Annotated in this window: 21 protein-coding genes; 9 read left to right on the top strand and 12 right to left on the bottom strand. The window is 47.9% G+C overall.

Annotation, left to right across the window (positions count from 1 at the left end):
• Positions 1-20 precede the first annotated feature (20 nt).
• Positions 21-869: a PRD domain-containing protein gene (locus tag KNO72_RS07340; RefSeq protein ID WP_251028294.1), complete on the top strand. Its 849-nt coding sequence runs from the start codon at positions 21-23 to the stop codon at positions 867-869.
• Positions 866-2356 (top strand): N-acetylglucosamine-specific PTS transporter subunit IIBC, encoded by a 1491-nt coding sequence (gene nagE, locus KNO72_RS07345; protein ID WP_214757618.1) that lies wholly within the window; start codon positions 866-868, stop codon positions 2354-2356. Before KNO72_RS07340 ends, nagE begins: the two co-directional genes overlap by 4 nt.
• Positions 2357-2642: 286 nt before the next feature.
• Here the strand turns inward: nagE and htpX are convergent, their stop codons facing one another.
• A complete protein-coding gene (gene htpX, locus KNO72_RS07350; protein ID WP_214685027.1) occupies positions 2643-3527 on the bottom strand; it encodes a zinc metalloprotease HtpX in 885 nt (294 codons plus the stop codon).
• 18 nt (positions 3528-3545) lie between these two features.
• Positions 3546-4094: a LemA family protein gene (locus tag KNO72_RS07355; RefSeq protein ID WP_015880351.1), complete on the bottom strand. Its 549-nt coding sequence runs from the start codon at positions 4092-4094 to the stop codon at positions 3546-3548.
• A 138-nt stretch (positions 4095-4232) separates the two neighbouring features.
• On the opposite strand from KNO72_RS07355, the gene KNO72_RS07360 reads away from it, so the two are divergent.
• The gene (locus KNO72_RS07360; RefSeq protein ID WP_214688941.1) at positions 4233-4661 is read left to right on the top strand and encodes an NUDIX hydrolase; all 429 of its coding nucleotides are present in this window, start codon (positions 4233-4235) and stop codon (positions 4659-4661) included.
• 14 nt (positions 4662-4675) lie between these two features.
• Positions 4676-5860 carry a M20 metallopeptidase family protein gene (locus tag KNO72_RS07365; RefSeq protein ID WP_214688943.1) on the top strand — a complete coding sequence of 395 codons (1185 nt, stop codon included), beginning with the start codon at positions 4676-4678 and terminating at the stop codon, positions 5858-5860.
• Between the two features lie 10 nt (positions 5861-5870).
• Here the strand turns inward: KNO72_RS07365 and KNO72_RS07370 are convergent, their stop codons facing one another.
• The 5 genes from KNO72_RS07370 to KNO72_RS07390 all read right to left on the bottom strand — a co-directional run bounded on the left by KNO72_RS07370 (position 5871) and on the right by KNO72_RS07390 (position 9660).
• Entirely contained in the window at positions 5871-7199 is a 1329-nt protein-coding gene (locus tag KNO72_RS07370; RefSeq protein WP_214757620.1) for a hemolysin family protein, read from the bottom strand.
• Between the two features lie 91 nt (positions 7200-7290).
• Positions 7291-7764 (bottom strand): DMT family transporter, encoded by a 474-nt coding sequence (locus KNO72_RS07375; RefSeq protein ID WP_214757622.1) that lies wholly within the window; start codon positions 7762-7764, stop codon positions 7291-7293.
• An 11-nt stretch (positions 7765-7775) separates the two neighbouring features.
• Positions 7776-8450, bottom strand: a complete 675-nt coding sequence (locus KNO72_RS07380) for a Crp/Fnr family transcriptional regulator (protein WP_015880346.1) — start codon at positions 8448-8450, stop codon at positions 7776-7778.
• A gap of 14 nt (positions 8451-8464) precedes the next feature.
• Complete coding sequence (locus KNO72_RS07385; protein ID WP_015880345.1) at positions 8465-8890, bottom strand: DMT family transporter; 426 nt, start codon at positions 8888-8890, stop codon at positions 8465-8467.
• A 110-nt stretch (positions 8891-9000) separates the two neighbouring features.
• A complete protein-coding gene (locus KNO72_RS07390) occupies positions 9001-9660 on the bottom strand; it encodes a type 1 glutamine amidotransferase domain-containing protein (RefSeq protein WP_015880344.1) in 660 nt (219 codons plus the stop codon).
• Between the two features lie 374 nt (positions 9661-10034).
• Between KNO72_RS07390 and KNO72_RS07395 the strand changes: the two genes are divergently transcribed.
• On the top strand, positions 10035-11138 hold the full coding sequence (locus tag KNO72_RS07395) for a glycerol dehydrogenase (RefSeq protein ID WP_214685021.1): 1104 nt from the start codon (positions 10035-10037) through the stop codon (positions 11136-11138).
• 17 nt (positions 11139-11155) lie between these two features.
• Here KNO72_RS07395 and KNO72_RS07400 read toward each other — a convergent pair whose 3' ends face one another.
• Positions 11156-11623, bottom strand: a complete 468-nt coding sequence (locus KNO72_RS07400; protein WP_214688947.1) for a hypothetical protein — start codon at positions 11621-11623, stop codon at positions 11156-11158.
• Positions 11624-11678: 55 nt separating this feature from the next.
• Positions 11679-11897 (bottom strand): hypothetical protein, encoded by a 219-nt coding sequence (locus KNO72_RS07405; RefSeq protein WP_078146044.1) that lies wholly within the window; start codon positions 11895-11897, stop codon positions 11679-11681.
• Between the two features lie 174 nt (positions 11898-12071).
• Between KNO72_RS07405 and KNO72_RS07410 the strand changes: the two genes are divergently transcribed.
• Positions 12072-12911: a M15 family metallopeptidase gene (locus tag KNO72_RS07410; protein ID WP_078146043.1), complete on the top strand. Its 840-nt coding sequence runs from the start codon at positions 12072-12074 to the stop codon at positions 12909-12911.
• A gap of 76 nt (positions 12912-12987) precedes the next feature.
• Positions 12988-13326 carry an antibiotic biosynthesis monooxygenase gene (locus KNO72_RS07415; protein ID WP_074035108.1) on the top strand — a complete coding sequence of 113 codons (339 nt, stop codon included), beginning with the start codon at positions 12988-12990 and terminating at the stop codon, positions 13324-13326.
• On the opposite strand, the gene KNO72_RS07420 is transcribed toward KNO72_RS07415, so the two are convergent.
• Positions 13306-14007: a CBS domain-containing protein gene (locus tag KNO72_RS07420; RefSeq protein WP_074035110.1), complete on the bottom strand. Its 702-nt coding sequence runs from the start codon at positions 14005-14007 to the stop codon at positions 13306-13308. The two genes, KNO72_RS07415 and KNO72_RS07420, sit on opposite strands and share 21 nt — an antisense overlap.
• Before the next feature lie 114 nt (positions 14008-14121).
• On the opposite strand from KNO72_RS07420, the gene KNO72_RS07425 reads away from it, so the two are divergent.
• Both KNO72_RS07425 and KNO72_RS07430 read left to right on the top strand, forming a co-directional pair.
• Entirely contained in the window at positions 14122-14853 is a 732-nt protein-coding gene (locus tag KNO72_RS07425) for an AzlC family ABC transporter permease (RefSeq protein WP_159563266.1), read from the top strand.
• Positions 14850-15149 (top strand): AzlD domain-containing protein, encoded by a 300-nt coding sequence (locus KNO72_RS07430; RefSeq protein ID WP_074035113.1) that lies wholly within the window; start codon positions 14850-14852, stop codon positions 15147-15149. The genes KNO72_RS07425 and KNO72_RS07430 overlap by 4 nt, the downstream gene beginning before the upstream one ends.
• A gap of 34 nt (positions 15150-15183) precedes the next feature.
• Here the strand turns inward: KNO72_RS07430 and KNO72_RS07435 are convergent, their stop codons facing one another.
• Positions 15184-16662, bottom strand: coding sequence for an HD domain-containing phosphohydrolase (locus tag KNO72_RS07435; protein ID WP_214757624.1), 1479 nt, complete (start codon positions 16660-16662; stop codon positions 15184-15186).
• A gap of 103 nt (positions 16663-16765) precedes the next feature.
• Complete coding sequence (locus KNO72_RS07440; RefSeq protein WP_214757626.1) at positions 16766-18517, bottom strand: mechanosensitive ion channel; 1752 nt, start codon at positions 18515-18517, stop codon at positions 16766-16768.
• Positions 18518-18617 lie beyond the last annotated feature (100 nt).

Below are 18617 nucleotides of genomic sequence, written 5' to 3' on the forward strand. Positions count from 1 at the left end.
CTCCGGAATAAGGAGGACACATGATTAAAATCAAAAAGATTCTAAACAACAATGCGGTCATCGTCTCAGACGAGGGTGAAGAAAAGATTGCGATTGACCCTGGCGTCGCGTTTAAAAAAGCGAAGAACGACATCGTCAATCCCCATAAAATCGAAAAGTTGTTCATCATGCCAGAAAATGACAAGTTCCAACAGTTATTGAGCCGGATTCCTGTCGAACACTTCACCGTTTCCGAGGACATTATCTCTTATGCGGAAAAACGTCTCGAGACATCGTTCAACGAACATATCCACATTGTCTTGACCGACCACATCTCGTTCGCCATCGAGCGGGAAATGGATGGCATCTCATTACGCAACAAACTGTTGAACGAGATTAAAATCCTCTATCGGAATGAATATGAGATTGGACTATGGGCGATTGAGCATATCGCTGAAAAGCTCAACGTCCAAATGCCGAAAGACGAAGCTGCGTTCATCGCGCTTCATATTCATACGATGAAAGTGAAAGGAGGTGATTTACGCAAGACGGTCAAACAGACAACAATTGTCCGCGACATGATTCAATCGATTTCACGACGACTCGATGTATCCATTGAAGAAGATGACTTATCCTACCAACGATTATTAACTCATTTACGGTTCGTCATGGATCGGGTCAACCATTACGATCATCATACGATTGATGAAGACATGCTCCGCATGATTCAGACGAAGTTCACGTCTGCCTATGCGTGTGCATCAGATGTCGCAAAAGAAATGGAAGAGACCTATGGCATCGTCTTGCCCGAGTCAGAACTTGGTTATATTACGCTTCACATCCAACGTCTACAAGATCAACACCATCAAAAAGGAGGAAATCAACAATGATGAACTTTTTCCAACGTCTCGGACGTTCCCTCATGTTACCGGTCGCCGTACTACCGGCTGCTGCCATTCTCATGGGGATTGGTTATTGGATTGACCCAGTCGGCTGGGGATCTGAAAACATTGCCGCTGCATTCTTAATTAAGGCAGGGGCCGCTATTATTGATAACATCCCAATTCTGTTCGCAGTCGGGGTCGCGCTCGGAATGGCTAAGAACCGTGACGGTTCAGCAGCACTAAGTGGACTCGTTGCCTTCTTGACGGTCACAACGCTTCTCTCTGCAGGAACGGTTGCGTTGTTCCAAGGAATCGACGTAGAAGCCGTTAACCCGGCATTCGGGAAGATTGGGAATGCTTTCATCGGGATTCTATCCGGTCTCGTCGCCGCTTCCATGTATAACCGCTTCAGTCAAGTCAAACTGCCAGATGCTCTCGCCTTCTTTAGTGGGAAGCGTCTCGTTCCAATCATGACAGCCTTCTCGATGATTCTTGTATCGGTCGCCCTTTACTTCATCTGGCCGGTCGTCTATACAGGTCTCGTCGGATTCGGAGAATCGATTTCAAAACTCGGCGCATTCGGTGCCGGACTTTACGGATTCTTTAACCGTCTCTTGATTCCAACCGGTCTTCACCACGCTCTCAACTCTGTATTCTGGTTCGACGTCGCCGACATTAACGACATCGGAAAGTTCTGGTCAGGTGAAGGTGAAAAAGGTGTGACAGGGATGTACCAAGCAGGTTACTTCCCAATCATGATGTTCGGTCTTCCGGCCGCAGCACTCGCGATGTACCATACAGCGAAAACGAAACGGAAGAAACAAGCCGCTTCACTTCTTCTCGCAGCGGCATTCGCTTCATTCTTCACAGGTGTAACAGAACCGCTCGAGTTCTCATTCATGTTCCTCGCTCCTGTTCTTTACCTTGTACACGCAGTCCTTACAGGAATTTCGCTCTTCGTTGCGGCAACGTTCCAATGGACAGCCGGCTTCGGGTTCAGCGCAGGCTTGGTCGACTTTATCTTGAGCTCACGCTTGCCGCTTGCGAACCAACCGTATATGCTCATCGTTCAAGGTCTCGTGTTCGCAGTCATTTACTACGTCATCTTCCGCTTCATGATTGTGAAGCTCAACTTGGCAACGCCAGGTCGTGAACCAGATGAAGTCGTCAATGCGGTTGCAAGTGAAACGACAGATGGCGAAACGAAAGTCGCACCGGTCGCATCAGCTTCAGGTAACGAATTCTCAGCCATGGCGAACATGATTTATGATGGTCTCGGCGGTGACAGCAACGTCACAGGAATCGAGTCTTGCATCACACGCCTACGCGTCGATGTCAAAGACATGGATACGGTCAACCAAGATCAAATCAAAAAAGCCGGTATTCCGGGAATTAAAGTCGTCAGTCCAAACCATATTCAAGTCATCGTCGGCACAAACGTTCAGTTCGTCCTCGATGAGATTGAAAAAATCCGTAGCCACCGCGCCGGATAAACGTCGAAAGCCACCTCATTCAGGTGGCTTTTCTTGTTTGGCTGCATATTGTTTATAAAATTGAATGAAATAGTAGAGGAAGATCCACGGTAAGATGTACTGTGTGAGCCACATGAAAACCTTAAGTACTGTATGTACAATATATGGCCCTAGCCCAAATAAAAATAATGCGACTAATAAAGCGCCGCCTAAACCTATGTATATCTTTTTATTCAACTCATCCACCCCCCTTTTTTTCCCAGTTCAGTGTAACATAAAGAGCCTGTCACAACCGGACAGGCTCTTCTTACATTTGACGAAGTCGGGAAATGCGTTCGACTGGATCAGGGTGTGTCGAGAATAGACCGCTCACTTTCTTCTTAAGTGGATCAGAGAAGTAAAGCGGTGCGGAGGCACTCGAAGCTTGCTCGACCGGCGTCTCGACGTTTGCAATCTTTTCAAGCGCCGAGGCGAGCGCATCCGGGTTACGGGTCAGTTCCGCTCCACTCGCATCTGCCAAAAACTCACGATTCCGTGAAATCGCCATATTGATGAGCATCGCGATGAGCGGTGCCAACACCAGCAAGACGAGTCCGATGATCAAAAGGATGGGATTCTGGTTTTGATCGCGTCTTCCACCGATACTTCTAAAGAACAGCATGCGCGACCCGATATCGCTCATGATGGCAATCACCGAAACAAGTGCGAGCGTGACCGTCGAGAGCCGCACATCATAATTCTTAATATGCGCGACCTCATGCGCGATCACCCCTTCTACTTCTTCTCGCGATAATCGATCCAACAGTCCCGTCGTGACGGCGACAGCCGCCTTTTCTGGCTTCAATCCCGTCGCAAATGCGTTTGGCGATGGGTCGTTGATGATAAAGATGCGCGGCATTGGCACTCGCGCGACCATCGCCATGTTTTCGACCGTATGCCATAGAAAGCGGTGCTCTTCCACCGATGTCACCTCTTGTGCCCGATTCATCTTCATGACGATGTTCGTACTCGACATGACGACGATTCCCACATAAAACAACGAGAAAATCGGTGTGAAGATTAACCCCGGAATCGCGTCTCCATAGTTGACGTAGGAAATGGCCGCTCCGACGAGAAGAACGAATAGGACAAACCCTGTGACGATGAAGACCGTCTTCACTTTATTCTTTCGAATCTGTTCATAGAGGAGCATACGCGCCACCTCGATTCATCAAAATGAGACGCGAACGTTCTCGCGCTCTTCGGCACGTGCCTCGAGCATATCGCGCTTTTCAAAATGATGGACGGAGGCGATGATGTTCGTCGGGACCGATTCGATTTTCGTGTTATATTTCATGACCGTATTGTTATAGAGTTGACGCGAATACGCGACCTTATTTTCCGTCTGTGTCAATTCTTCCTGCAACATCTTGAAGTTCTCGTTCGCTTTCAAGTCCGGGTACGCCTCACGAAGCGCGAAGAGATTTTTCAGTGCTCCACTCAATTGATCGTTCACTGCCATCTGGTCCTGACGATTCGACTTTTCTCCGAGCTGGTTTCTCAGTTCGACGACCTTCGCAAGCGTTTCTTGCTCGTGTTTCGCGTAGCCTTTCACCGTCTCGACCAAGTTCGGAATCAGATCATACCGCCGCTTCAACTGCACATCGATTTGAGCCCACGCCTCATCGACCCAATTTCGATACTTGACGAGCCCGTTGTACATCGAAAAATAGATGAGTACGAGCACGACAACCGCTACAATCGCAATAATCCACCCCATGTTGGCACCTCATTTCTTCATTTTCTCCTGTATTAATTCCCTCTCGTCGTATAACATAAGCGTAACTTAGAAAAATATAGTCAATGATTCATATTTACAGTAAGTTGTCTCATGATTTCATACAAAAGGAGTGTTTCGATGTCTATTCCAACCATCGTTGTCGCCGTGAAAGCGGTGATTGTGCAAAACGACCAGATGCTCGTCATCAAACGAGCAACAGATGACGAGGTCCACCCTGGAACATGGGAGCTCGTCGGTGGTAAGCTCGATTTCGGCGAAACGCTCGAACGGGCCTTAGAACGAGAAGTGTTTGAAGAAACCGACCTACGTGTCACGATTCAACACCTACTGTACGCTACGACATTTTTAACCGATCCAAACCGCCAAGTCGTCCTTATGACGTACTTGGCTCACCCCATCGCAACAATCGTCACATTGTCCGAAGAGCATAGTGATGCAAGATGGGTGACGGCTAATGAAGCCCGACAGCTGTTACCTCAACCGATTCTCGATGATTTGGATTCACATGACATATGGTCCTTGCTTCAACCAAAACCAATCCACTGACAGGAGTGTTTGCTATGCTTGTGACTGACCTCGATTTAAGATTGACGGAATTATACGAAGAAATGGTGACGCTCAGACGCCACTTCCACCAACATCCTGAACTCTCCTTCGAAGAGCGAGAGACCCCACGGACGATTGCGGACTATTTACGTGAACTCGGGCTCGAGGTGCGCGAACACGTCGGCGGAAACGGTGTAGTCGGACGAATTCATGGCGGTGATGGGCCGACCATCGCATTTCGGGCCGACTTCGATGCGTTGCCGATTCAAGACTTAAAAGACGTCCCGTACCGTTCGAAAGTGAACGGCTCGATGCACGCCTGTGGTCACGATGCCCATACGGCGACGTTGCTCGTTTTGGCGAAAGTGCTGACTGAAATCAGTCTCCCGGGCGATGTCGTCCTCATCCACCAGTTCGCCGAAGAGCTAGCGCCGGGAGGGGCCAAACCGATGATTGAAGACGGCTGCCTCGACGGGGTGGACTACATTTACGGTTCTCACATTTGGACGCCACTCCCATACGGCACAATCGGTGTGAAGACTGGATCAATCATGGCGGCAGCAGACCGTTTCGAACTGACAATCAAAGGAAAAGGTGGTCATGGGGCCATCCCGCAACATACGGTGGATGCCGTCATAGTCGGCGCAAACGTCGTCAGCCAATTGCAGCAAGTCGTCAGTCGTCGCATCGATCCGCTCGAACCGGCTGTCTTGACAGTCGGGACGTTTATGGCCGGCCAAGCGTTCAACGTCATCGCCGACGAGGCGAAACTGTCCGGGACGGTACGGACGTTCACCCAAGAAACGCAAACACGCATCATCGCCGAGATGGAGCGGACCATCGACCACATCTGTTCGGCGAGCGAGGCACATTATGATCTCGAGTACATTCGTGGCTATCCGGCTGTCATCAATCACGCGGCAGAGACTGAACACGTCCGGCGCAGCGCGGCCCGCGTCGTCGGTACGGATGGCGTCATCGAGATGTCACCGCTCATGGTCGGTGAAGATTTTGCCTACTATCTACAACACGTCCCGGGCAGTTTCTTCTTCACGGGCGCCGGTAATCCAGAAGTTGGCGCCGTCTTCCCACACCATCATCCTCGGTTCGATGTCGATGAACGGGCGATGCTCCATACCGCCCGTATCCTCATGCAGGCGGCGTTCGAGACGTGGAACACACAAAAAAAAGAAGAGTGATGCCGCGGCATCACTCTTCTTCGATTTCCGTTGATGGTAATTCCGATACAAGTACTTGGTCGACACGCTTTCCATCCATATCCACGACTTCAAAGCGAAGACCGTACGCTTCGACCACATCGCCCCGTTTCGGAAAATCACCAAGTGCGTAAATGACGAGTCCTGCGAGCGTATGATAGGAGTTGCGCCCTTCGTCGAATCGGTCATCCCGAATCTCGAACGTTCGCTTCAAATCCTCGATTCCGAGTAACCCATCCGCCAAATACGATCCGTCCTCACGACGAACCACTTCTGGTGTATCCTCTTCAATCATCACCTCTCCGACGATTTCTTCCAAAATATCGAACAAGGTGACCATACCAAGGAATCCGCCGTATTCATCTAAAACAAAGGCGATTTCCACACCATTTTTCTGCATCATTTGAAGCACTTGGCTCGCCTCTCGTTGTTTTGGAACGATGAGAGGCTGTTTGATGCGCTTCAAAATCTGTGACCGCTCACGCAGTGTCGGCAACGTCAAGATGTCACGTACATCGATGTACCCCACAAAGTCGTCGAGTGAGTCGCGACCGACCGGTAACTTGTTATGCTTACTCTCGTAAATCGATTTTTTTATGTCATCCATGTCATCCTCTAAGTCGACCCATTCGAGCGTCGTCCGTGGTTGCATGAGCTCATAAATCAATTGATCATGAAACGCAAAGACCCGTTCGACTTGTCGAACTTCTTCATGAGCGAACTGTCCTTGCTGGGCGCCTTCAAACAAGAGTTGTTTGATCTCGAGCTCAGTCTCCCCACTCGTCTGTTCCGCCTTCAACCCTAACAATTTGAACAAAAAGAGTGTCGATTTCGATAAAATCCAAATGAATGGGCGCATCAACTTACTGAATAGATCGAGCGACGGAATGATTGCCATCGTTACTTTTTCAGGCGAGACGAGCGCAATCCGTTTCGGGACCAATTCACCAATGATGAGCGACAGATACGTAATAATCGTAACGACGGCCACATAAGCAACGGTTCCGGCATACTGCGTACTCATTCCGGCTTGTTCAAATGCCGATGCGAGCGGTGCCGAGAAGCGTGCGCCCCCGTATGCCCCGTTAATAATCCCAATCAATGTGATTCCGACTTGAACGGTCGACAACAAATCTGTCGGGTCTTTCGAATAATGAAGCGCAATCTTGGCACTTCGTTTTCCTCGATTTGCTTCAACCTCAAGTTTTGCAGGTTTCGATGAGATGAGCGCAATTTCTGTCATCGCAAAAATCCCGTTCAACACAATCAAAAACAAAACAATCAACAAATCAATCACTATGGAAGAATCCACTTTTTTCATCACCTCAGCTAATTTTTAAAGCATACTGCTTCATTTTATCAAAAAATCGTTACCAACCTGTACCCGTTTTGCTCAGAAAAATAGCCACTCCTCAAGAAGTGGCTTCGTTGACAGCTTGTTTGGCGATAGCCGCCGTCTGAGACTGTTTAAAGAGAATGACCCCGACAAGAAGGATGGTGAGCCCTACAATTTGTCCGGCCGATAACGTGATTTGAGGCATCCCGAAGGCGCCATATAAATCGACGACTAACGCCCAAATGAGTTGTGACACGAGAATGAGTGACACAGACAATGTGGGTCCGAGTAACTGGATGCTGCGCATGACACAGTACACGACCCCGACCCCAAGCAAACCACCAAGCCAATAGATCGGCGACAAGTCACGTAATCCAGCAAGATTTCCTCCAAATAATACTAACGGGATGATGGATCCGACCAAACCAACGATAAAGACCAATACGGTGGTGGCCCAAGCCCCTAAATTTGTATTCATTTTCGCATTGACCGCCGCCTGTACGCTGATAAACGCCCCAGCCACAGCCGAACAGATGATACCAAAAATCATATAACTCCTCCTTACTCATAAAACATGCCGTTCGCACGTTCTTTCAATCGTTCACTATTTAAAATGATGACTTCTTTTCTCGTTCGTTTGACCAATCCTTCATCCACGAATGCCTGCAACGTTCGGTTCAAGTGACGATAACTCGTCCCTAGCCACTCTGCGACTTCTTTCCGTTTCAGTTGACTCATCTCCGCTTGAAACAGTTCATTCCCAGATTCACTGAGTGAGATCAAGTAACCGGCCAAGCGCTCTTCTAAAGTCGACATGAGATGATTCGACGAGGCGTTTGCCTCGATGAATAATTTTTCGGACACGCCTCGTAACAGATGCTCCGTGAATTCGACCGTGCGATTATATCGTCGAAGCGCCTCGAAAGGGATGCGCAGACACGTCACGGGACCGACCGCTTCAACCGTATGCAATACATTGCGTCCGCTCGCATACTCGATATCTCCAATCAATGTTGGAGCAGCCTTCAGACGCAACAATCGCAATTTCCCTTCTTCACTGAGCGTATAAATTTTGACACGCCCTTCAAGGACGACGAATAAAGATTCGATGTGCTGATCGTTCGAACATAACATGGTCCCAGACGCATATGTCACTACGGACGAGGACTCAAGCGTTTCATTCGAAAACAGATGATTCCACTGCAATCGTGTCAGTGCATCCATAATATTCATCATGTAAAGTGAACTCCTTAAGAAAATGTATAGATTCCGATTCCAACAACCATCAAGACGAGTCCCATGACCTGTCCCGTGTTCATCGGTTTCCGTTTGACACCAAACCAACCATTCAAATCGATGATGAAGGCTCCTACTAATTGTGCCACAAGCAATACACAAATTGCCCATGTGACCCCGAGTTGTTGAATCGCCGTCAATTCGCCGAAGACAACGAATACCCCGAACAATCCTCCTAAACTATAATACCAAGGCACACGTTTGAAGGCTGTCATGTCCGCATCCCGCTTGAAGAAGTAAATCGCGAGTGCTAACAGAAGTCCGACAAAATGAACGATAGTGACGGACATCCATGCGCCTACCGCATCTCCTAGTTTTGCATTAAAGATTCCTTGAAGGGCGATGAACGTCCCTGATAAGATGGCAAATAAAATTCCCATGTCATTCCCCTTTCTCTTCGTCTGACTTTACGAAAAGAGAGATGACTTGAATAGGACATATGTCCAAAAAACAAAAAAGCAACTTCGACATTCGAAGTTGCTTCACACGATTATCCGAGTAACTTAACAAGTTCTTTCCCGACCGCTTCAGAAGACTGAGGATTCTGACCCGTGACGAGACGTTCGTCAACCGCCACATTCACCGCCCAGTTGTCAGCTCCCTTGAACTGCCCGCCTTGATTGCGTAGTCCTGTTTCAAGTAGGAACGGGACGGCAGAATCGAGTTGCATCTCTTTTTCTTCTGCATCGGTGAACCCTGTCACCTGTTTATCTTTAACGAGTGGCTCATCGTTGCTGAGTTTCACATTGACCAATCCAATTGGTCCGTGGCAAACTGCCCCGACAATATTTCCACTCTCGTATACATTGCGAATGACACGTTGTAACGTTTCATTTTCTGGGAAATCAACAACTGTCCCGTGACCACCCGGTAAGAAGATTGCATCGTACGACTCGTCTGCGACTTGATCGAGACGAGCTGTGTCTTTGAGCAATTCCCGTGTATTGAGAATGTCTTCTGACAAACCATCTTCTAAACTATTCGCATCGATTGGCACGTCTCCACCTTCGATACTCGCGACCGTCACTTTATACCCTTCTTTTTCGAACAATAAATAAGGAACGGCAAACTCTTCAAGCCAAAGTCCCGTTGCATGACCATTTGATAATTGATTTGCTGACGTTGTGACAATCAGTACATGTTTCGACATACTCAATTCCTCCTTCAAGAAAATCAACATACGACTCTAGTGTTCCCGATTCATCATCTGTTAAACCTGATGACCTGTCCGCTCATGACAAGGCGTAACTTTTTTTAACCTGGTTATTTATTCATCCTCCCTTTTTCTTACCACCCTCTATACTGAGGAAGAATTGCAATTCCAACCCATGAAGGAGACGTGTGCTATGACGAAACGAATGAACGACTGGGGATTTCTCATTGTCATCGCCATCATCATCCTATTGCTTGTGCTTGGTCAGCTGCCGTTCTTCATGTAATCTTCACGAATATTCTTTACCAGTTGTAGTATGATTGCCTTGTAAGCACTTACACCAAACCTGATATGAAAGGATGGAGTTCACTATGTCAGAACGCATTTTCATCAGTCCGGCCAAGTATGTGCAAGGGAAACAAACGATTGATCGCATCGGAGAGTTTGTCGCTCACTTCGGTTCCAACGCTTTACTCATCGCGGATGACGTCGTATGGGAGTTGATCGGCGAACGGGTGACCCAGTCTCTGCAAGCGAGCCAGCTCAAGGCGACGAAAGCTGATTTCATCGGAGAAGCGTCGAAGCACGAAATCATTCGAATCGCTACAGACGCTAAGAAGCATGAAACAGCGTTTGTTATCGGTCTCGGCGGTGGGAAAACGCTCGATACAGCAAAAGCGGTCGCAGATGAATTGGATGCGCGTATCGTCATTGTACCGACCATCGCCTCTACGGATGCACCGACGAGCGCATTGTCGGTCATATATACAGATGAAGGCAATTTCGAAAGCTACCGTTTCTATAAAAAGAATCCGGATCTCGTCCTTGTGGATACGGAATTGATTGCACAAGCACCGCCACGCTTCTTAGCGTCAGGTATTGCCGATGCATTGGCCACGTGGGTGGAAGTGCGAAGTGTCCTGGCATTCGGAGGCAAGACGATGGCTGGCGGTGTCCCGACACTTGCGGCGGAGGCGATTGCCGAACGGTGTGAAGAGGTTCTATTCACATATGGGATTCAAGCGTATGAAGCTGTGAAAGCAAAAGTCGTCACACCTGCGCTTGAAGCTGTTGTGGAAGCCAACACCTTATTGAGCGGGCTCGGCTTTGAAAGTGGTGGCTTGGCTGCAGCCCATGCCATTCACAATGGATTCACCGCACTTGAAGGAGACATCCACCATTTGACGCACGGTGAAAAAGTTGCATTTGGAACACTCGTGCAACTCGCACTCGAAGGACGCCCTCAAGAAGAGTTCGAGCAGTATGTTGCCTTTTATATGGCACTCGACTTACCGGTCACACTTGAAGATATCAAATTGAAAGATGCATCTCGAGACGATATCTTGAAGGTCGGGAAAGCGGCCACGGCAGATGGCGAAACGATTCATAGCGGTTTCGATGTTACACCTGAAGAAGTTGCTGACGCCATCATCGCTGCGGATCGCTATGCACGTCTTTATAAAGAACACCTATAAAAACAGCGAGACGAAGCTCACACGGCTTCGTCTCGCTGTTTTTTGTTCAGGAAGAATGATGAGAGAATTCCTACTCCCATACAACTGACCGTCAAAAGGAAGAACGTCAGCTGATTCATATAGATGATATTCGTGAACTGGTTCCATCCTGCTGCGTACGACTCATTGGCTGACAAACGAATTCCTTCTCGAAGAGACGCCGCCTGCGATTGGTTAGTCATCCAAGCTATACCAGCCATGACGAAACTTCCAATCGCTAAACTAACCTTTCCAAATGGTCGCACGGATGCGACGACTCGATGTGTCAAACGAACGGTGATCCAAATAAACAACAACAGAAACGGCCATCCAATTAAGAGAACAATCCAGTATAGATTCCCTTCACTCGGTGTTTCCGAGTAAGGGGTCGTCATCACTTCACCAAGCTTAAAGATTCCGAACGTGATCAACGTCACGATAAACCATGCTTTTATCAATTTCTCCATCTCAACACCTCGTCCTCAGTATAGCAAAAACACCGTATGCGTCTGCATACAGTGTTTAGTCTTTCGGTCGGACGACGTAGTAAATCAAAATGACGAGCCACGTCCACACTCCTGTGAAAATCCCGATAATCCCGACGATGAAAAAACCAAGCGGAATCATCGATTTCGTTCGATTATAGTCCTTCCACATATTCGATAGCCCTTTGATATTAAAATACAAAAAGGCAAAGAATAGGACGAGCAATAAAAGTGGTAAACCGACTAAAGCTTCCATTCGCTCACTCCTCTCTACGATCTCATTCGTTATCTTTATTGTATCGGATTTCATGCCCACCTTCATCGGACCCAAGCCGTATCCTCTTCCGACCTAAAGGCGGATTAAAGATGCACAGTCTATCAAGAAAACGGGAAAAGGAACATCATCTAACTCTCGAGGAGGCGTTTTGCCATGAAGTCCCTGCGTATTTTTGTCATTTGTCTGCTGTTGTTTCAAGTGTCGCCAGTGACAGCGGCATCCTCGTCCCCACAACCAGGTTACACGATTAAAACGACCTATTTGTACGGTCGTGCCATGCAATCTTCCCCTATCCTTAAGACGCTACGAACGAACGTCCCAGTCCGCTATACGACCTATAATCGGAGTTGGTCGAACGTCTACATCGGAAATACGAAGTACTTCACTCCATCTGCCAACTTGAAAGCCGGTATCCCGAAGATGCCATCTGCCGATCGTTTACGACTAGTCAACAAGGCGAATGGACTCCCGTCCACTTATCGTTCCCCACAACTTGTCACGTTAACCATTCCAACTGTTTATCAAAAAGGGAGTGAACGGACCTTGATGACGGCGGAGGCAGCCTATGCTCTGGCTAAACTGTATTACGCGGGTCGGAAGCAAGGTCATACGTTATACGCCCTTAGCGCCTACCGATCTTACTCGACACAAAAGTCACTCTATGCCTATTACGTCAACACACGTGGGGTCGCATACGCTTCAAAATATGTGGCACGTCCCGGTCACAGTGAACATCAAACGGGTCTCGCCGTTGATATGACGAGTCAACGCATGCGTCTAGGCCTATATGAATCCTTCGACCGATCGCCTGAAGGGAAATGGATGCTTCAAAACGCCCATCTCTATGGATTTATCGTCCGCTATCCAAAAGGAAAAGAGAAAATCACGGGATACAATTACGAACCTTGGCATTTGCGTTATGTCGGTGTCACTGAAGCGACGATGATGAAGCAGAAGAACTGGGCGTTCGAAGAATGGTGGAGCAGACGTTGAGTGAGCATCCTTTTTCAGGCATTTCCCTGTTCACGTTATAATGGAGTCATCTTATTCGTATAGGGGGAAATGTGGGATGTGGATTGTGATGAACAAACTAGACGTTGAAAAAGGGAAAGCCGACGCGGTCAAAGCACGCTTCGAAACGACAAAAGGAATCGAAGCGATGGATGGCTTTGTCCGTATGCAAGTGTTGACGGATACGTCTGATGAGGCGATGGATCATGTCGTCATCATGACCACGTGGCGTGATGCAGACAGCTTTGAGAACTGGCGCGACAGCAATGCTTATAAGCACGCCCATAAGAAACGTGATGACGGGACTTCAGAAGTGAAACCAATCGTCCTCGGCAACACCGTTACCCAATATGAGGTCGCCATTGAACATCTCGCCTCAACGGAGCGCGTTCAATAAATCTTGAGGACGGATGATGCCGAGTAGCGGTTCATCCGGATTTCCGGTCTCTGTAATCAGAAGGGCGTCATATCGTGCGCCCTCTTTCATTTGCGTAAAGCAGTGCTGTGCCTCGATTACGGTCGCATCCTTTCGAATGAATCGATACCGGTGCATATGCGGATCGTGGTGGAGCACGTGCTTCACCCGAACTCCTTTGAGTGACAAGTTGGGCCCGTCGATTGTTTCGGCTAGCCAACTGGTCACTCCTTTTTTCGTCAACAGTCCGCGCCAAGACCCATTGTCATGATATACAGGGAATTGCGAATAATTTTTATCTCGAATCTCCCGGAGTACTTCCGTCAAAAAATCTTCCGACTGAAACGTCACCACCGATTTCGCAAACAATGGAATGACGAGACGTGGATGAAGGAGCTCTCGCTCTACTTCTAAAATCAATGCAACAAGCGACTCGTGTGGCTCCGCGATAATAAAATCAGGTTCACGCCGCTCATGGACGATGGCATTTCGTAGTTGACTCATCTGATGTAAATCTTCTTTATACCGGTCGATGATTGGATTTTGTTTCGCTAACCGATTCACCATGTTACTAAAACTGAAATGTTGCCCATCTCCCATCTCTCGACTCAAGTAGTCCTCGATTCGATGATAGGATGCCAAAAATTCTTCAGCACGACTCATGTGATCACCCTCCTTAACGATACATGTATACCCTCTTTTTTATCATTTGAGCAGGAAACCGTTTATTCATCCCGAATGACATAGAAATCATCTTAATTATGGAGGAGGGCTATCATGGCGACTTCGATTCATCCCACATCACCAACTTCACCGCAACCCACGTTTCGCGCAGGACTACGCGCCGGCATTCCCGTCGCCATCGGATATATCCCGATTGCGATTGCCTTCGGTCTTTTGGCACAATCTTTCAACTTGCCGAATGCTATCACATTATCGATGTCCTTTTTGATCTTTGCCGGGGCAAGTCAGTTCATTACGGTACAACTTCTGATGGCCGGTTCGATGTATTGGGAAATCATTTTGACGACGTTCATTCTAAACTCTCGCCATTTTTTAATGTCCGCCTCACTATCCCAACGGATTGAGAGTACATCTCGAAGACTATTGGCTACCATCGCGTTTGGTGTGACCGACGAAACGTTCAGCATCGCCTCTACTCGTCAAGAGGCCCGTTCCGGTATGTTCGTGCTCGGGTTGAATACAATCGCATTTCTTGCTTGGAATGTCGGGACGTGGATGGGGGTCTTCCTCGCCTTCGGTCTTCCAAGCACATTACAGGCGAGTATGGGGATTGCGCTATATGCGATGTTCATCGGGTTACTCGTTCCATCATTAACGACTCGTCCTGTCTTCGTCGTAGCAAGCTTAGCTATCATTATTCAAGCCATACTCCATTGGGTCATCACCCCGTTCTTCTCAATCTCAGATGGGATTCGAATCATCGTCGCGACCGTTGTCGCAGCCGGAATCGGTGCTTTCGTATTTAAGGAGGAAGAGGTCACATGATATCGTTGTTTCTACTCGTTCTAGGATTGGCACTTGTCACGTATCTCCCTCGCCTTGTCCCGCTACTCTGGCTAAAGGAATTGGCGTTACCGGCATATATGAAACGATTTCTTTCCTTCATCCCGTATGCGGTACTGGCTAGTTTGATTTTTCCGGGCGTCCTATCCTCCACGACCACCACCTCGTCTGCCTTATTCGGAGGAGTGGTTGCCACTTTCCTGGCGCTACTACGGGTCAACCTCGTCGTTGTCGTCATTGGAGCTGTATTCGGGGTATATGCCTTTCAAACTATATGACAAAGGAGCGGCACACGAGGTGCTGCTCCTTTTCTTATGCTGATATGCCCTGACGACGAAGTTGGACGAATACGTCCACAAATTCCGCGTCCCATTGTGTTCCCCGACCGCTCTCCAATATGGAAAGCGCCTTTTCCACTGGCATTCCTGACCGATAGGGTCGATCTGATGTCATGGCATCATAAGCATCGGCAATCGCCATGATTCTTCCGAATAACGGAATGTCGACCGCATGTAAGCGGTCCGGGTATCCTTTCCCATCGATTCGTTCGTGGTGCGATCGAACTCCGGCTAAAATCGGTTGAAGCGATGCAGGTAAATGAATTTGACTCAAAATATGGATGCCAATGGTCGGATGTTCTTGAATTTTTGAAAACTCTTCGTCTGTCAGCTTCCCTTCTTTTAGTAGGACGTCATCTCGAATTCCAATTTTCCCGATGTCATGTAGAAGTGCTGACTTATTGAGTAAATCGACTTGTGCATGCGGTAAGCCAATGGCGCGAGCAAGCTCAACGGAATACATCGCGACACGCTCCGAATGACCTGCTGTGTAGGGATCACGTGCATCGAGCGTTGCTGCGAATAAAATGAAGAGGCTGTCTAACAGCTGTGCGTTTTCTTGTTCACGAGCAGTTACCGTCTCAACCATTTGATTGAATCCCCCAATCAGTTGGGCGAACTCATCTAAGTACGGATTCTCGATTTTCTGAAGTTGTCCCGACTCCATCTGTTCGATGCCGGACGTCAAAAATCCAATCGGACGTTTGATGTTGTCATAGAGTAAGAAACTGCATAACACCGCAATTCCGACGATGATGACAAGAATCACGAGCGCCCAATTCCAATACGTATCCGTTCGAGTCGAAGTCGACAATTGGACACTCGACGCCAACATGAACAACATGATGGGAAAGATACCCGTAATGAGCATACTGATCAATAATTTAGTTCGGACACTAAATGATCGATACGTTGCATGAATAGGCAGATGATAAAGTTCGAGATGCCTTTCTTTCATGTATACAAGTAATGGCTCAACCGATCGAACCGTCAAAAAATATTCAATCAAGGCATGTAGTACCGCAATCATGACGGCCCCGATTGCAGCCAAGCCGATCAAACGATAAGGTAAGTCAATCCACCCCATCTGAATAAAAACGGCGGTTAAACCAATTGACGGGATGGATAATCCAAACAAATGAGGACCTAAAATCCGTTGCACCGTTAAAATCGGGAATCGACTCGCTTGTTCGAATGCCGACGTCAATTCGTCAATCGATGGGGATTCGATCATAAAAAACTGTCGTATCGGTCGAATGTGGCGACGGTATAAGAGTAGTTCTGAGAAAATCATAACTATCCCTGACCCCAACATGATGCCTAACAGTAGTAAAATCTCTCGAATGGACAGGTCAAGCGTTTGAAAAATAAAGACACCACCTACTCCAAAGACGGCCAAACCTGAGCCGATGATATAGTTCATCACGAGCGTCCGTTGAAAACGTTCAAACATTCCCCTCACCCCTACACTCTTTTCTTTTACTATCGACCAGATTTATGCTTGAGTTGAACACAAAAAAACGGATCTCCTTGTAGGAGACCCGTTCAAGCATCGATTATGGGCGTAACGGACCATCGTTATCATCAAGTGATCGATTGTCCTGATCCGGAGTGATGTTTTCATGGAACGGATTCGGTTCCGGTCCATCAACATGGTCAACTTTTGGATTTTGAACATCTCGCTTCAACTCGTGTTTCGATTGTTCCGCTTCATGTTTCGACTGCTCCACGCCTTGCTTCGCTTGTTGTTTTGCAGCTTCCGCTTCGCGGCTCATCTGTTCTTTCTCCTGCTCAAGACCTTCTTTTGAAACTTCCGTTTCATCAATGCGTTGCTCCGCCTTTTTCAAATAACGTGCCGCCGTCTCGCGACCACCAAGACCGAAAGCAAGACCGAAGGCGAGGGCAACGGCCCCAAGAATGAGAAGGAATGCTGTATTGACAATCACCGGTGCGATGCCGAGTTGGCTAACGGCCATGAAGAAGACGAGTCCGAGAATCGCATACTTCGCTACGTAGCGAAGCGCACTCGGTTGTCCTGCTCCATCGACAAGTACACTTCCGACCAACCGCTCTGCCATGTTCGCCAACCAGAATCCGACTGCCAAGATGATGAGTGCTGCGATGACCATCGGCAAGTAAGCAAAGATGGCTGTTGCAAGAGATGCCATGAACTCAAGATTCGCGACTTGAAGTGCTTCAGATACGAAGAGCAAGATCACGATTACTTGGACAATGACACCGACCACTTGAGCGATTGACATCGAAGACGCACGTTCCCCGAAGCCCATTTTTTGAGCCAACGAGTTGACGCCAAGATTCTCAAGAAGGGATACGACGACCCCTTTCAACCATCTTGCCACGAACACCCCGACGAGGACGAGGACGATTGCAACGAGAATGTCTGGAATCATGACAAGGACATCATTGAGCATCGCAATCGCGGGTTCCGAGATTCCTCGAATATCGAGCGCTTCAAGCGCCGAAATCGTCACCGGAATCATGATGAAGATGAAGACGATTGTACCGATCGCTTTCGCAAGACTCGATCCTTTCACATAATCAGAAAGATGGAATCGCTCTGCTAAGCGATCTAACCCTGCTGCTTCAAGGAACTTCGTCAAAATGTCACGTACAATCTTCGCGACGACATAACCGATTGCGAAGATGAGCGCCGCTGCGACAAGTTTCGGAATGAATCCGAGGAAGCTGTTCAATAAGTCTTCGAATGGTCCGCTGACCCCACGAAGTCCAAGGGCATCAAGTACAGCCGGTAGCGCCAATAAGAGCACGAGATAGAAGACGATGTTCGCGACCGTGTCGACCCACTTCGTTTGATTGACACTTGTCGATTCTTGCCCCGTTTTTTCCATCAACTTGCTCAAATTCAAACGATGTCCCGCCATTTGAATCCCCTTTTTCAAAAGGGTAGCGATGACCCAGGCAACGAGTAAAATCAGGCCGGCTTTGATGACACCGATAATCAGTCCAGAGAATCCTTCATAAATTTGACTGAATGGTTCCGTAATGGCTGGAACGTTCATGAATTCAAAGATGATCAGGAATGCGAGGAGTAATACCCCAAAGAACACGACTTTCCCGATAATGCGTTCAGGGGTCCACTTTTCTCCTTTCTCCCCATCTTTTTGAATACCCACTCGCTCATCGAGTCGTGCTTTCTTCAATGCTTTACGTGTCACGTTTTCCAATACTTTTGCCAAGATGTAACCGACTACAAGAATAACAATTGCCAGCAAAAGCTCTGGTAGCCATGACATGAACGTATTGAAGTTATACGTTGTGTTGTTCATCGAATCTTCCTCCTTTTTCACATGAAATGATTGTTTTTATTTAACAGTGCTATTTCATACATACCTATATTTCAAAATCATCAAACCTGAATTGTAAGTC

The organism is Exiguobacterium sp. s123 (assembly GCF_018617075.1).
Classification (GTDB): Bacteria; Bacillota; Bacilli; order Exiguobacteriales; family Exiguobacteriaceae; genus Exiguobacterium; species Exiguobacterium profundum.